The organism is Fodinibius sediminis, assembly GCF_900182555.1.
Lineage (GTDB): Bacteria > Bacteroidota > Rhodothermia > Balneolales > Balneolaceae > Fodinibius > Fodinibius sediminis.
This window is the reverse complement of record NZ_FXTH01000007.1, coordinates 40,307-55,110: the sequence shown is the minus strand read 5'-3', so window position 1 is coordinate 55,110 and position 14,804 is coordinate 40,307. Positions and strand designations below refer to the sequence as shown.

Here is a 14,804-nt window from a genome sequence, read left to right as displayed (position 1 = left end):
TATTATGATCGAAGTTTAGCTGAATATTGATTTTCAAGAACCTTAACAACTTTATTAATAATAGGTTCTACTTCGTTGATAGTCAATGTTTTGTTTTTATCTAAGAAGGAAAGTCGAAAAGCCAGGCTTTTTTTCCGCTCGCCCAGTGATTCACCTTCAAAAACATCAAAAACCTGCAGCTCTTCCAGAGCGGCACCTGCGGTCTCTTCGATTGTATTTAAAAGATCGCCTGCCCGAATTGACTGATCCACGATAACGGCAAAGTCGAATTCAAAAGAGGGAAACTTGGAGACCGGTTCATAGGACCGACTTCCTGTTTCTTGTCGAATCTTGAATATTTCCGTCAGCGAGAATTCTGCAATGATCGCAGGTAACTTGATATCATAGTGTTCGAGCATATCCGCTGAAACCTGGTGAAGCCGGCCAATGGTCTTGCCCGCCAAACGGTAATGAAGAACGTTCTCGTCATCAACCGAGCTATGAATATCATCAGCAAGTCCAAGTTGCTCGAAAAAGCCGTTAATAGAAGCTTTGAGGTCAAAAGCATCGTAGTGCTCCGACTCAGTTTTCCAGTGCTCAATGGTTTTGAAACCCGCCAGCCCAAACAGGATATTGGTCTGTTCACTGATTCCCCGATGATAGGTTCCCTCTTCCGTTTTGGAAAAAACATTCCCTACTTCAAAAAAACGTATCTGTTGCGCTTTGCGGTTAAAATTATAGGCGGCCGCCTTAAGAAAGCCGTACAGGAGAGAAGGGCGGAGTGTTGTCATCTCTTTTGAAATGGGATTCAGCGTATGGATCATTTCATCAAGTTCACCCAGCCATTCGGCTTCTTCTTTCGGCATAAGCGAGTTCGAATAGATCTCCCGGTATTGCAGACCCTTAGCCGATTCCTTGGTTTTGGCAAGGAGCCGCTCCCAGTCGGTTATGGGTTCGGGAGAAGTGAACTTCCCGTGCTCGGGGGACGGGATGTTGTTATAGTCGTAAAGACGACCCACTTCCTCAATAAGATCGACCTCCCGCTCAAGATCAGGCCTGAATGTAGGGATACGGTAGTTAAGAGCATTTTCTGTTTTCTCTAAAATATCTAATTCTAGGCCCTCCAATAGGTTATCAATATCTTCTAAAGTGAAGTCTGTTCCCAGGAGACGGTTGACATATGATTTTCGCAGTGTAAGCGTAGAGGCTTTGGTTTCTACTGGATGTACATCCGTGCAGCCTTTCGCAACGGTTCCTCCCGCAATATCAGCGATGAGTTCTGCAGTCCGTTCTGCGGCAATGCGCTGCAGCTGCGGGTCGATGCCGCGTTCAAATCGGTAGGAGGCATCGGTCTGCAGGACCTGCTCCTTAGCTGTTTTCCGAATGGAGGCGGGATCAAAATAGGCACTTTCGATCAGCACATTTTGTGTTTCATCACTGACCTCAGAGTCAACCCCGCCCATGACTCCCGCAATAGCGACCGGCCCCCGTCCATCACAGATGAAAAGGGTACCGGGCGAACATTTCCGTTGAATATGATCCAGGGTCTCAAATTCAACTGGCTCTTCAAAATCTCTGACTATAATCTCGTTCCCGTTAATTCTGTCGGAATCAAAGGCATGGAGGGGTTGGCCCAGCTCGAACATCACGTAGTTGGTAATATCTACAATATTATTCACCGGACGTATCCCAATCGCTTTGAGGCGATTTTTTAGCCAGCTGGGCGATTCATCAATTTGGACCCCTTTGACCAGTTTTCCGACATATCGGTGGCATTTTTCCGGAGATTCAATACTAATGGAAATTTCATCAAGCTGCTGGGATTGCTCAAATTCCGTTTCAAAAGGCTTGGACAGCTTGAGGTTCAGTGCGGCTGACAAGTCGCGCGCCACCCCCAGGTGGCAGGTTGCATCTGGCCGATTCGGGGTCAGCTCAATATCGATAATCGTATCCTGGTACAGTTCCATGGCCTCGTGCAGCGGCTGTCCCGGCCTGAGCTCTTTTTCCAAAACCATAATACCACTGTGATCATCACCCAGTCCCAGTTCATCCTCAGCACAAATCATTCCTCTGGACTCAACCCCGCGAAGTTTGGCTATCTTAATGGTAAAAGGCTTGCCGTCATCAGTTTCAACAGGCAGGGTAGTGCCTACGGTAGCGACGGGTACTTTCTGCCCGGCTGCGACATTGTCTGCCCCGCAAATGATCTGAAGCTTTTCATCATCGACCTGAACATCGCAGATACGAAGGCGATCGGCATTCGGGTGGTCCCTGACGTCCAGGACTTCGCCTACAACCACCCCTTCAAGGTTGCTTCCGTAGGGGATGACGTTTTCCACTTCAAGCCCGATAAGCGTCAGTTTTTCTGCCGTTTCTTCAGGCGAGAGCTCAAGATTGATAAATTCTTTTAGCCAATTGTATGAAATTTTCATTGAATAGCTGAATTTGATGATCCGCGAACCGTATTGGGCTAAACGGTCAGTATCGATGCAGAGTGGTACCCCAGCTGACCTTGATCCGCGCGATCTGCGTTTTTATAAAATGTTATTTAATGGAATTGTTTTAAAAATCGAATATCATTGTCGTAGAAAATGCGAATATCATCGATTTGGTGACGAAGCAGTGCAATGCGTTCTACCCCCATACCCCAGGCGAAACCAGTATACTCTTCCGGGTCAATGTCTACAGCTTTGAGCACATTGGGATCGACCATGCCGGATCCCAGGATCTCAAGCCAGCGTCCTTCGCCGTTGGTCTCCCACCATATATCCATCTCAAGACTGGGTTCGGTGAATGGAAAATAACCCGGCCGCAATCGGTATTTAACATCACTTCCAAACATGAGTCGTGCAAAGCTGATCAGTGTCTCTTTAAGCTCGGCAACGCTTACATCCGTATCGATGTACAGGGCTTCAACCTGGTGGAACAGGAAGTATGATTTGGGTGAAACAGCTTCATTTCGGTATACACGTCCCGGCATGATGGTACGTATCGGCGGTTTTTTTTCCTGCATTAGCCGTATCTGAACAGGCGAGGTATGGGTGCGAAGAACCAGATCATCAATGTCCGGATCATCACTCTTCCGAATAAAAAAGGTGTCCTGTTCGTCACGGGCCGGGTGGTTGGGCGGAAAGTTAAGCGCCGTGAAGTTATGAAAATCGTCTTCCACTTCCGGTCCATCTGCAATAGAGAAGCCGAGGCGATAAAAAATATCCTTCATTTCTTCGAGTGTCTGTGTCAGCGGATGGTAGGATCCTGTCGGACAGGGGGCAGGGGGAAGGGAAAGATCGTCGGTGGCCTTGAGAATGACTTCCTCCTTTCGTTCTAATCTTTCTTTGTGGGTCTCAAAGGTTTCGCGGGCAAAGTTTTTTACTTCATTCATTGCCCTGCCTACTTCAGCCTTGTCTTCATTGGGCACCTCCCCCATACGCGAAAACATAGCAGGTATTTTACCGTTCCGGGACAAGAATTCCAGGCGGAAAGCCTCCAGATCTTTCTCATCGGCGATGTTGACCTGGGCAATTTTTTCTTTCAGTGCTTTTATATCATCCAGCATGAGTAATCTATGATCGATCGAAAATTTTTCTTTTTTAAAATAAAAGACTGTCTGCGCTCTATGATATGCCATCACGAGGGCAGTGCAAGCTATCCAATTAAGTAAATTCCTTCAATAAAATAAAAAGCCGGACCATCCTTGATGAAAGGAGGACCGGCTTGAAAATATGGAGCTGCTATTAGTTGGCTGCTTCTTCAACAATAGCGCTGAATGCATCCGGATCATTGACGGCAAGATCGGCTAAAACCTTGCGGTTGATCTCAATATCTTTCTTATTTAGGGCCCCCATCAATCTCGAATAGGTCGTATCGTTCTGACGGGCAGCGGCATTAATGCGTGTGATCCAGAGCTTCCTGAATTCACGTTTGCGAACTTTGCGGTCGCGATACTGGTACAGCATCCCTTTTTCTACCGCATTCTTAGCAAATTTATAAACATTTTTACGCTTGCCCCAGTAACCTTTCGCCTGATCTAAAATCTTGCGGCGACGGCGACGGGAAGCCACCTTGTTTCTTGAACGTGGCATTTTATCTAATGTTTAAGGATTAATAAATAATGTTATTTGTATGGAAGCATTTGTTCGACATCCTTCTCCTGGGTCTTATCGACCGTGGTAGCTTTGCCGAGTTTACGCTTTCTTTTACTTCGTTTTTTTGTGAGGATGTGGCGTTTTCCAGCCTTTTTACGCTTGTATTTACCGGAACCGGTCTTTTTGAAGCGCTTTTTGGCCCCACTGTTGGATTTCATCTTTGGCATAGTAAAACACCTATGAACATTTCTTGAAATTAAAAGGCTTGAAAGATAGTGAATATAGTTTACAGAATAAACCTGTATTACAAACAAAATTCCCTCCCCTCCCGGGGTGAGGACCGGTCCTCTTATCCGGTAGTCGTAGAAATAAGAATGTACACCCTTGGTAGCTATGAACCGCCTTTTCCGGTGGGAGCGAGCATCATAATCATTCGTCGCCCTTCCATATTGGGCTTGGTTTCAATGTCACTGATGTCACTCAATTCTTCAGCCAAATCCATAAGAAGTTCTTTACCCCGGTCGGTATAGAGCATATCGCGGCCGCGGAACTGAACAGTAGCTTTTACCTTGTCACCATCTTCGAGGAAGCCCCGGGCATGGCGAGTTTTAAAATTCAGATCGTGGTCGTCCGTATTCGGGCGGAAACGAAGCTCTTTAACCTGAACAGTATGCTGTTTCTTTTTAGCCTCTTTCTCTTTCTTCTTTTTCTTGTACATATACTTGCCAAAATCAAGCACCTTGCAAACGGGAGGCTTGGCATTGGGTGCAACTTCGACAAGGTCTAATCCGTAGGATTCGGCTATTTCCAGTGCACGGTCGATAGGAACAACTTCGTGTTCCTTTTCTACATTTTCGGGATGAATGACCCGAACTTTGGATGCTCGAATTTCTTCGTTAGCATTGGGACGATCATCATTGCCCCGTGGTCGTCGTCTTCTGCGTCTTGCGATAGTAACCTCTGTTGTTTTATTAAAATTAATCTAGTGTTTAGGTACTTCTTTCTGATCAATCTCTGTTGTGAGATTAGAAATAAATTTAGAAAAATCAAAAGTTCCGATGTCACCTTCTTTGTGACGTCGCACCGAAACTGTACCAGCTGATTCTTCCTCACTGCCTACAATTAACATATATGGGATCTTGCTCGTTTCAGCATCCCGGATTTTTCCTCCTATCTGTTCACTCCGGGTATCCACTTTGACGCGAACGTTGTGATCTTCAAGACGAGAGGCGCATTCAAAGGCATAGTCGTTAAAATCGTCTGAAACTGGGATGATCTGTACCTGTTGTGGAGCAAGCCATACCGGGAAGTCACCGGCAAAATGTTCGATCAGGATGCTGGTAAAGCGTTCCATGGATCCGAACGGAGCACGATGAATGATAACGGGACGATGCCGTTCATTGTCGGACCCCACGTAGGTCAGGTCAAAGCGTTCGGGCATGACGTAATCTACCTGTATGGTGCCGAGCTGCCATTTACGCCCGATGGCGTCGCGAATGATGAAGTCAATTTTGGGGCCATAGAAACTGGCCTCGCCGCGGCCGATGGTATAGTCAAGCCCTTCTTCATCGGCGACCTCCCTGATTTCCTGTTCTGCACGATCCCAGTAATCCGTTTTTCCGCCGTACTTTTCATCATTGTCATCCCGGAAGGAGAGACGGATATCGACAGGCATGTCGAAGGTACCAAAAACCAGTTCCGTGAGATCAATACAGTTCTTTATTTCATCCTTTAGCTGATCATGGGTGCAGTAGATATGAGCGTCGTCCTGGGTGAATCCACGAACGCGCGACATGCCGCTCAGCTCCCCTGATTGTTCAAAGCGATAGACGGTACCGAATTCAGCCAGTCGCAGCGGAAGGTCACGGTAACTGTGCAGTTTGTTGGAGTAGATGCGGTGATGGTGTGGGCAGTTCATCGGCTTAAGCAGGTATTCCTCATCTTCCACCTGAATAGGGTTGTACTGCGACTCGCGGTAGTAGGGGAAGTGACCAGAAGTTCGGTAGAGGTCAAGATTGCCAATATGGGGGGTTATAACTTCCTGGTAGCCGCGCTTTTTCTGCTCGTCGCGAAGAAAAGCTTCAAGTTCGCGGCGGATAATTGTGCCATTGGGCAACCAGACGGGCAGCCCCTGGCCGATCATGGAATCAATCATATAGAGCTCCAGCTCTTTCCCAAGTTTCTTGTGGTCGCGCTTCTTGGCCTCTTCAACCTGCTTGAGATACTGCTTTAGCAGCTTTTGCTTGGGAAAGGTAATACCGTAAATACGGGTCAGCTGCTTGCTGTCAACGTCTCCGCGCCAGTAAGCGCCGGCCAGGCTGGTCAGTTTTACTGCTTTAACGCGTCCCGTATTCGGGATATGCGGCCCGCGGCAGAGGTCCGTGAAGTGTCCCTGGGTGTAAAAAGTGATGTCCCCGTCTTCCAGCTCTTCAATCAGGTCGATTTTATACTCGTTATCCCGGCCTTTATAGAATTCAAGAGCCTCCTGCTTGGAAACATGTTTACGTTTAAATACAGACTTGTTGCGAGCCAGTTCAATAATTTTGTCTTCTATTTTGTCAAGGTCATCCTGGTTGATTGTCTGGTCACCGAAATCGATATCGTAGTAAAATCCCTTCTCAATGGGGGGACCAATCCCAAACTTTGCGTCAGGATACAGCTCTTGTACGGCTTCGGCCAGCAGGTGAGCAGAAGAGTGCCAGAACGTATATTTTCCATCCTCGCTATCCCAGGTGTTAATGGTAATGGTTCCACTTTCCCGGATGGGACGGCTGAGATCCATGATCTCATCATCAAGGGTGATACTGAGCGCTTCACGGGCAAGGCCCATGGATATTGACTCTGCAATTTCACGTCCGGTTGTTCCCTTTGGAAACTTTTTTTCAGTTCCATCAGGAAATGTAATAGCAATTTGTTCAGGCATTAAGCAATCTATCTGTGTACTTTAAAAAAGATGATTCTTTGATTTTAGCCTCTAAAGATATAAAAATTAGAAAAGAGGCACAGCTCCTTTTGCCTTTATTTTTCATATGGAATTGAATGCTCCCCGGAGTAAGACTTTTCACCATAAAACCCCCGGCGGCTACTCTAAAGCCACTCACGAATGTAAGCGGGAGCTGTTATGGGAAACAGGGCCTGGATTGATCTCCCGGGGAAGCCGGTGGCCGTTATTGTTGCTGTCGAGGTCAATTTGAACGAGGCAAAGTCGAACGTTCCTTCATGCGATCGGTGAGGCCCGCCGCCCGAAAGGGCCGTTCTACTGGTTTTCGTTCAGCAGGTTCTCGATTTCATTCATTTTTTCACCGAAGAGCGTCCAGTCTCCGTTCTGCATGGCTTCATTCGCTTCCTCCCAGAGGGTTCTGAGCTGTGAAAGTGCTGCGCTGGAAGTATCTGCGGGCAGAGGTACCCCTGGTACAGCCGCGGCAGAGTCAGCAGGAGCAGCAACACGTTGTTCCCGTTTGCCGTACAGGGCTTCGATGGATTGCTGCAGGGTGGGCTGCATGGCAATTTTATCGCCCGAGGTAGCGATCACACGCTGCAGCTGCGGAATATCCACTCCTTCAGCTATAAGAAAGACCGGCTCTACATAGATGAAAGAATCTTCAATAGGAATAATCATCAGGTTACCCCGAATAACCCGCGATCCGCGCTGATCCCACAGGGCTAGCTGGCGAGATATTTCGGTATCCTGGTCAATGCGGGCTTCTATCTGGGCCGGCCCCAGGATAAGGCGATCCTTGGGGAGTTCAAAGACCGAAACTTCCCCATAATTTGGAAAATCAGAATTTGCCGCCATCCAGCCGATCATGTTGTCGCGGTTGTTCGGAGTGAGCGGACTAATCAGCAGATATTGCAGTTCTTCCTGGCCGGGCAGCTTTGTTAGCACATAATACGGTGCCATGGTGATGGATCGTCCGGCATAGGTTTCATTGGGTCGCGTCCAAAGGTCCTCGTTGTTATAGAATACCTGCGGATTGGTCATGTGGTATTTGTTGTACTTGTCCATCTGGGCCTCGAAGATGTGAATGGGATAGCGCAGATGGGAACGAAGGCCGTCGGGCATTTCCTCCAGGGATTTAAACATGCCGGGAAAAATATCACGATAAACCTTCAGAATAGGATCATCTTCATCTGATACAAAGAAGTCAGTGGTACCGTTGTAGGCATCGACAACGACCTTCACTGAGTTACGTATATAGTTGTATTCATCATTATATGGTTCGGAGTAGGGGTAGTCAGGCGACGTGGTGTAGGCGTCCTGGATCCAGTAGAGTTTGCCCTCATTCAGTACCAGGTAGGGATCGTCCTCCAGGCGCAGAAAGGGGGCTATGCGCTTGACCCGCTCCTCAATTTTCTTCCAGAAGAGAATTTTACTGTTGTCATTGATATAGTCCGTCAGTAGAATGTTGAGGTCGCTGAAGTTCCAGGCAAACAGCAGTTGCTCAAAAAAGTTGTTGATGGATACACCGCTCTCGCCTTTATAGTTGGTATAAATATTCTTGTCGCCCCTTGGATAGTCCAGTTCCCGGATGTTGGTATCCACAATCTTGTAGTCGGCATTGTGTTCGCCAAAATAAATAGCGGGCTGTTCAACCTGGAGATTGATTTCACTGACTGGAGGGATGTCCTTGATAACCATGCGCGGATCGCCCTGGGACCCCTCCTGGGCGACCGGACTCATAACCATGCCATAGCCGTGGGTGTATTGAAGCCTACGGTTAACCCAGGTGTCCGACTGTTCGGGCATTTCCTCGGAAAGCTCCCGGGCTGATACCATCATTTGCATGTATCCTTCGTTGGTATGATAGCGATCAACGTCGACGTTATAGAACTGGTAGTAGAGCCTGATCTCCTGCAATTGCCGGTAGGTCTGTATAAGCAGCCGGGGGTCCCAGAGACGGATATTTTCAATGGTTTCCTCGTTCTTGTCGATTGTGGCCCACGACATCCTCTCGGCCGGCTGAGCACTGTAGGACCGGGTTTTCATCTTGTCCAGGCTGTAGGCTGTTCGCGTCTGTTCTATGCTGTGCTCTATGTAGGGGGTCTCGAGCTGCAGTTCACTGGGGTCTACTTTAAAACTCTGGATGGCGCCGGGCAGAATATTCAGTCCTAAGCCTCCCAGCAGCAGGGTCGTAATGCCAGTCCCCGCCAGCCACTTCAGACGGTTCTTATACAGCTGGTAAAATGAGAGCAGGGCCAGAATGAAACAGAGGATGGCAATAATCCAGAGCACCGGCAGCTTGATGTTAATGTCTACATAATTGGCCCCGTAAACCGTTCCATTATCGTTGTACAGAAGGTTATAGCGTTCCAGGTAAAAACCCCAGGAGAGCAGCAAAAACCAGAGCCCGAAATTGAGCCCGAGCTGCTTTTTTATGTCGGCGGGTATCATAATGTTTCGCTGGGAGCCGAAGGAAATGGCCCCGGAGTAGATGTACAGAATGGTCAGGATAATAGTAACAAAGAAGACGAGGGAAGTCAGGCTGTTTTGTATAAGTTCGATAAACGGCAGCCGAAACAGGTAAAAACCAATATCATTCCCAAAGATCGGGTCAAGCTGCCCAACGGTTTCATCCCAGTGAAACCGGAAGTAGGTGTCCCATCGCATGAAGAAGGCGAGGGAAAAGAACAGGCTGAAAATGGCGCCAATACCCATAAAAACATTCCGGATTTTCCTGCTGCTGATCTGGTGGAGGTTAAGCTGGGCGAGAGGAGAGTTCCCGAAGCTCATCGTTCCGAATTTTTTGGCAAGTATGTTCATGTTGGGCAATACATAGCCCAGGGCCACGGCCAGTGCGGCTGCCAGCAACAGAACCTGTGTCAGTTTTATGGTCCAGAAGACTTGTTCATATCCCAGGTTATCGAGCCAGAGCCATTCCACGATCCAGTCGGAAAAGCCGCTGAGTATAAGGATTCCACTTAAAACAAGGAACAGAATGCCAAAAAGAAGTTTGGAAGAACGAAAAATACGGTTCATAAATAATTCAGAATCAAATAGCGTTGGGCATAACAATGGTACCAATCGTACGTAGTCGTATGACACATAAGATAGTAAGCTTTTCAGAGAATGCAGAATTTAAGCACATTTTGATATCAGGCATAGTTCGACCCTCTATATAAGCTGGGTGCATCAATGAATAGGTTTGTTTACAGCCGTATCTCTATAACCTTTTTGGTTATAATTATAACTATATAACCAATATGGTTAAAAATTTGATATTTAAACTATTTTAGTTATATATAGGAAAAGGATTTTTTATGAAACGACGATTGGTACTCATAGCAGATATTGAATCTTCGAAGGAAATCAAGGAGGAGGAGCGCGGAGCCCTGCAGGATAATTTGCAGCAAACACTGGATGATCTGAATCAGATGGAGCAGGCGCCGGCCTCGCCCTATACCATCACGCTGGGTGATGAGTTCCAGGCCGTATTTGAGGAGGCCGATGGGCTTTTTGTACAGCTGTTCCGTATTCTATCGGCACTGTACCCGGTCCGGGTTCGCTTCTCCCTGGGGATAGGTACCATTGCGACCCCTCTGAATACCACGCAGGCTATTGGGATGGACGGGCCGGCTTTTCATGAAGCCCGAAAAGGGATGGAACAGCTGAAAGAAAGCGGTTTCCTGTTTCATCTTCGGTTTGAAGAGGAACAGAATACGGTGTTGAAGCTTATTAATAACAGCCTGCAGCTACTGTCGCATGAGGTAGAAACGTGGAAGAAGAACCGGCTGGCTATTTTACACCTGCTGAAGGAGGGCCATGATTACAAGGAAATTGCCAGCCAATTGAGTATTTCATCACCGGCATTTTACAAGAACAAGGAAGCCGGGGCACTGGAGGTTGTCAGTGAGCTGACGGATAATATATCGGAATTTATTAATCAACAGATAGAAGCATGAATTACGCTATTTTTCTGACCATTGTAAATTTGACACTGCTGGCGCGTCTTCGCCTTATCTTCCGGGATAATGGAGCCACAGGAAAGGATCTGATTATTATTGGCGTGGTTCCCCTTTTTGTGCTCCTGTTTCTTCAGCTAAACTGGAGCTGGCTGTTGCTGGGTATCCACCTGGCTACCTATCCGGTGGTGATGAAATTCATGGAGGGGAATCTGGAGAAACTCAACCGGAACCGGGCGATCACTTTGGGATACCAGCTGGTGATATCGGCTATTCTCTGCAGTCCGCTGCTCGATCTCAGAGGGGGGGCGTCTGCCGAAAAGACCATAGATTTCGTATCATGGATGGTCCTTCCCGATGGTCGGATATCAATGGACACGGTCAATGTCATACAGGTGGTGGGGGCGGGGATCCTGTTGGTCATCAATGAAATGAATATTGTGCTGCGCTATATGCTCAAGGTGATGGGGCTGGCGTCTCTGGGTACACAGGAGGATAAAGTCAGTAATGAAGAGTACAGCATGGGACGGCTTATCGGCCTTCTGGAGCGTATTTTCATTGTCATTTTTGTGCTGCTGAATCAGTACAGTGCCATTGGTTTCATTCTGGCCGCCAAAGGTGTAACCCGTTTCAGCAATTTCAAGGACGACCGGCCTTTTGCAGAGTATGTACTCATTGGAACGCTGCTCTCAACACTGTTGGCACTGATTACAGGGTGGGGAGTGAAAATTTTGCTCTGAGGTTAGAGGTATTTCCACGGGGATCCCTAAACTCAGCTCCAGAACTTTTCTTGAAAAGCCAGCAGGGCCAGCCCGCTTGCCAATACCACACTGGTAACAGCACTCAGTAATATACTGGTCATGGCTACTGCATGATCTATAAGCCATCCCATTAAAAAGGGGCTCAGCGCCGTGCTTAAAACCATAACCGAAGAAAAAAGGCTGCGAATGGTGCCTACAGAGTCTTCGCCATACATTTCTGCCCAGAGAGCAGACTTGATGCTGCCACCAAATCCCATCGTCATGCCGAGTAAAAACATGTATCCAAAGGCCGACCAGGCACCGGTATGGAAGTAAGCCGTTAGGAACCCAGCACCCATGGGAAGCAGGTAATAGGGGAAAAGCTGACGAGCGCTGAGTTTGTCAATAACGGGGCCAACCCCCAGTGAGCTTATGATACGGGCTATAGCGAAGGCGACAAAGGCAGATGCGATGAGCGTTGCTGACCATCCCAGCTGTTCAGCAATAGCCACCTGGTAGAGAAAGAGCCCTGTCACCCAAAAAGAGGGAAGCAGTACGGCGGGCAATAAAAGGTAGAATCGTTTGTCTGACAGGACCAGGTTGTAGTTGGCCGGTGAACTTTCGTCATCGCCCGACCCCGTATCGGGGGTGGTCAACTCTTCTGTTTTTCCGCTGAGAATATTCAGTATAAAAGGAATAAGAAGAATGCCTATGGCAACAGAGATGCCTCCCCATGCACCTCTCCAACTCAGGATGGGGATAAGGGCAGTGATGATGAGTGGCAGGACAGCCTCGCCCATGGGGTACCCCAGATTGGCAATACTCAGGGCCTTGCCTCGCTGCAGCCGGAAAAATTTTGCCATGGCGGTTTGGGCGGTGTGTCCGCTGAGCCCCTGTCCCGAGAGTCTCAACAATAATAGTCCAATAAAGAGTACAATGACATGCCAGGAGATTGATACCGTGAATGCGGCAAGCATGAGTCCCATGGCAACCATCAGACTGAATTTTTTGAGGGGAAGATGGTCAATCCATTTTCCAGCAAAGGGGAGGGTGAGTGCACTGCTCAGGGTAGCCAGGGAATACAGGGATCCAAAACTTGCATTTGTAAGATTAAATGCCGTAAGGAAGAAGGGGACAAACAGTGAGATTAAAAATGTCTGGCCAAAGCTGGAGAAGAAGGTGAACGTAAAGCCGAACGACAACAGGCGATGTTCCCTGAGGACAAATTGCAGGTAATTTCTCATGAGAAAAATAGTACAGCAGAATTAACGGAGATAAATTGGGCAGAAGATAAGAACTTTATAGAACAGCCTAAACTAAAATAAGTGTTGGGATGTTATATAGGGGTAGGAAGCAGAGCTGCTGAGGACAGATACAGATTCAATTAATGGTATCGCACAGGCCGGGGAAAAAGGTTTTTTCAATAACGGCCCTCATTCTCCCTATTTTTATTTCTGCTTATTTCCTTTCTATACAGTGCTGTTATTTTAAAAATCAGGGACCTATAGATTTTCAGCCAATCAATCGGAGTACGGCAGGCTGGCGGAAATAGAGATTCACTGATGACGTTCACGGGAACAGGGTAGACCAATTCAAGTAAAAAATATGCAGGGAACACAAAAAATGAGATATACTTGTTTTATCAGTTTAAGCTTTTAAAGCTACACCCAATTACAAAGTTAATGATGAGGCGGATAAAGGATGGATTATAAAGAAATTTTGGAACGCACCGTCGGCACTCCTTTCTCAACAGACAATACTATTCAAGTCTTGAAAAATGGTGTCGAAATATTTCCCGCGATGCTCAATGCCATAGATAGGGCGCGCCATCAGATCGATTTCCTGACCTTTGTATACTGGAAGGGTGATATCGCCGATCGTTTTGCCCGCAAGCTGGCTCAAAAATCTGAGGAGGGAGTTGATGTGCGGGTGATCCTGGACAGCTTTGGAGGGGCTTTCATACGGGATGAACTGGTTGATCTGATGAAAGAGAGCGGTGTCCGTTTTGAATGGTTTCGACCGTTTAAGCAGTGGAAGGTATGGAAAACTGATAATCGGACCCACCGGAAACTACTGATTTGTGACGGCCAGGTGGCCTTCACAGGGGGGGTGGGCATTGCCGAAGAGTGGGAGGGGGATGCCCGAGACCCGTCTGAATGGCGGGAAACGCATTTCAGCATTCAGGGCCCCGCTGTGCTGGGGCTGCAGTCAGCGTTCCTTGAAAACTGGATAGAAACGGGTTATCAGCTTAATAGAGAACTTGTGGATTATTCGAATAACGGGCGATGGGAGACCGACACTGCATCGGGTGTACATGAGATACCACTGCAGGTTGTTCGAACCTCCGCCTCCGTACGCTGGAGCGACATTGTAATCCTCTATGAAACGTTGCTTGGGCTGGCCCGGGATAGCATCAAGATTACTACGGCTTATTTTAATCCCAATGAATCCATGGTTCGCCTTCTTTGTGATGCAGCAAGCCGGGGAGTGGACATCCATATCATGATACCCGGGAAGCATACCGATCAGCGGGTTGCCAACATAGCCGGAAGCGATCGATTTGATGATTTGCTGGACGCGGGTGTACACCTTTGGTTATATCAGAAAACCATGCTGCATTCCAAGGTGATCATTGTGGATGATTATGTTTCCTGCATAGGCTCGGCCAATTTTAATCACCGTTCGATGCTTAAGGATGATGAGATTAACATGGTTGCATTGAGTACGCAGCTTTCAAGCATTCTGGTCGATCACTACGAAGAAGACCTGGCCCACTGCGACCAGGTGGAGCGAGGACGCTGGAAACAACGGGGGGTCACACAGCGGGGCTTAGAGGTACTTAGTAAATTGTTCAAACAGGAAATATAGGTATTCATTGCCAGGCAATTAGTAATGGCAATGATCTATAATGATTATATATCAATTCGTGCTTTGATTCTGTTTCGGGGGAAGCAAAGCTGCTCTTGTTGGCTTTCTCAATTTTTTATGATAACATAGGTGAAGTTTTAATTCCACTTTCAATAAGTAAGGGGACTGTATGAAAATGGGAAACCGTCTTTTCTCAGCTGGAATAATTCTGATATTAACAGGGCTTTTAATA

At 47.5% G+C, this 14,804-nt stretch carries 11 protein-coding genes; 3 read left to right on the top strand and 8 right to left on the bottom strand.

Annotation, left to right across the window (positions count from 1 at the left end):
* Positions 1-2: 2 nt before the first annotated feature.
* The 7 genes from pheT to FN808_RS09250 all read right to left on the bottom strand — a co-directional run bounded on the left by pheT (position 3) and on the right by FN808_RS09250 (position 10,041).
* Positions 3-2,411 (bottom strand): phenylalanine--tRNA ligase subunit beta, encoded by a 2,409-nt coding sequence (gene pheT, locus FN808_RS09280; RefSeq protein ID WP_142714308.1) that lies wholly within the window; start codon positions 2,409-2,411, stop codon positions 3-5.
* Between the two features lie 116 nt (positions 2,412-2,527).
* On the bottom strand, positions 2,528-3,535 hold the full coding sequence (gene pheS, locus FN808_RS09275) for a phenylalanine--tRNA ligase subunit alpha (protein ID WP_142714307.1): 1,008 nt from the start codon (positions 3,533-3,535) through the stop codon (positions 2,528-2,530).
* Positions 3,536-3,713: 178 nt separating this feature from the next.
* Positions 3,714-4,061 carry a 50S ribosomal protein L20 gene (gene rplT, locus FN808_RS09270; protein ID WP_142714306.1) on the bottom strand — a complete coding sequence of 116 codons (348 nt, stop codon included), beginning with the start codon at positions 4,059-4,061 and terminating at the stop codon, positions 3,714-3,716.
* A 32-nt stretch (positions 4,062-4,093) separates the two neighbouring features.
* Positions 4,094-4,291 carry a 50S ribosomal protein L35 gene (gene rpmI / locus FN808_RS09265; RefSeq protein WP_142714305.1) on the bottom strand — a complete coding sequence of 66 codons (198 nt, stop codon included), beginning with the start codon at positions 4,289-4,291 and terminating at the stop codon, positions 4,094-4,096.
* A gap of 164 nt (positions 4,292-4,455) precedes the next feature.
* Entirely contained in the window at positions 4,456-5,016 is a 561-nt protein-coding gene (infC, locus tag FN808_RS09260) for a translation initiation factor IF-3 (RefSeq protein WP_142714304.1), read from the bottom strand.
* Positions 5,017-5,046: 30 nt separating this feature from the next.
* Complete coding sequence (thrS, locus tag FN808_RS09255) at positions 5,047-6,987, bottom strand: threonine--tRNA ligase (protein WP_142714303.1); 1,941 nt, start codon at positions 6,985-6,987, stop codon at positions 5,047-5,049.
* Between the two features lie 333 nt (positions 6,988-7,320).
* A complete protein-coding gene (locus FN808_RS09250) occupies positions 7,321-10,041 on the bottom strand; it encodes a UPF0182 family membrane protein (protein WP_142714302.1) in 2,721 nt (906 codons plus the stop codon).
* Positions 10,042-10,322: 281 nt separating this feature from the next.
* Here FN808_RS09250 and FN808_RS09245 point away from each other — a divergent pair, with 281 nt between their 5' ends.
* Both FN808_RS09245 and FN808_RS09240 read left to right on the top strand, forming a co-directional pair.
* A complete protein-coding gene (locus tag FN808_RS09245) occupies positions 10,323-10,964 on the top strand; it encodes a SatD family protein (RefSeq protein WP_142714301.1) in 642 nt (213 codons plus the stop codon).
* On the top strand, positions 10,961-11,704 hold the full coding sequence (locus tag FN808_RS09240) for a hypothetical protein (RefSeq protein WP_142714298.1): 744 nt from the start codon (positions 10,961-10,963) through the stop codon (positions 11,702-11,704). Before FN808_RS09245 ends, FN808_RS09240 begins: the two co-directional genes overlap by 4 nt.
* 32 nt (positions 11,705-11,736) lie before the next feature.
* On the opposite strand, the gene FN808_RS09235 is transcribed toward FN808_RS09240, so the two are convergent.
* Entirely contained in the window at positions 11,737-12,948 is a 1,212-nt protein-coding gene (locus FN808_RS09235; protein ID WP_142714297.1) for an MFS transporter, read from the bottom strand.
* Between the two features lie 457 nt (positions 12,949-13,405).
* Here FN808_RS09235 and FN808_RS09230 point away from each other — a divergent pair, with 457 nt between their 5' ends.
* A complete protein-coding gene (locus tag FN808_RS09230; protein ID WP_142714295.1) occupies positions 13,406-14,572 on the top strand; it encodes a phospholipase D-like domain-containing protein in 1,167 nt (388 codons plus the stop codon).
* Positions 14,573-14,804: the final 232 nt, after the last annotated feature.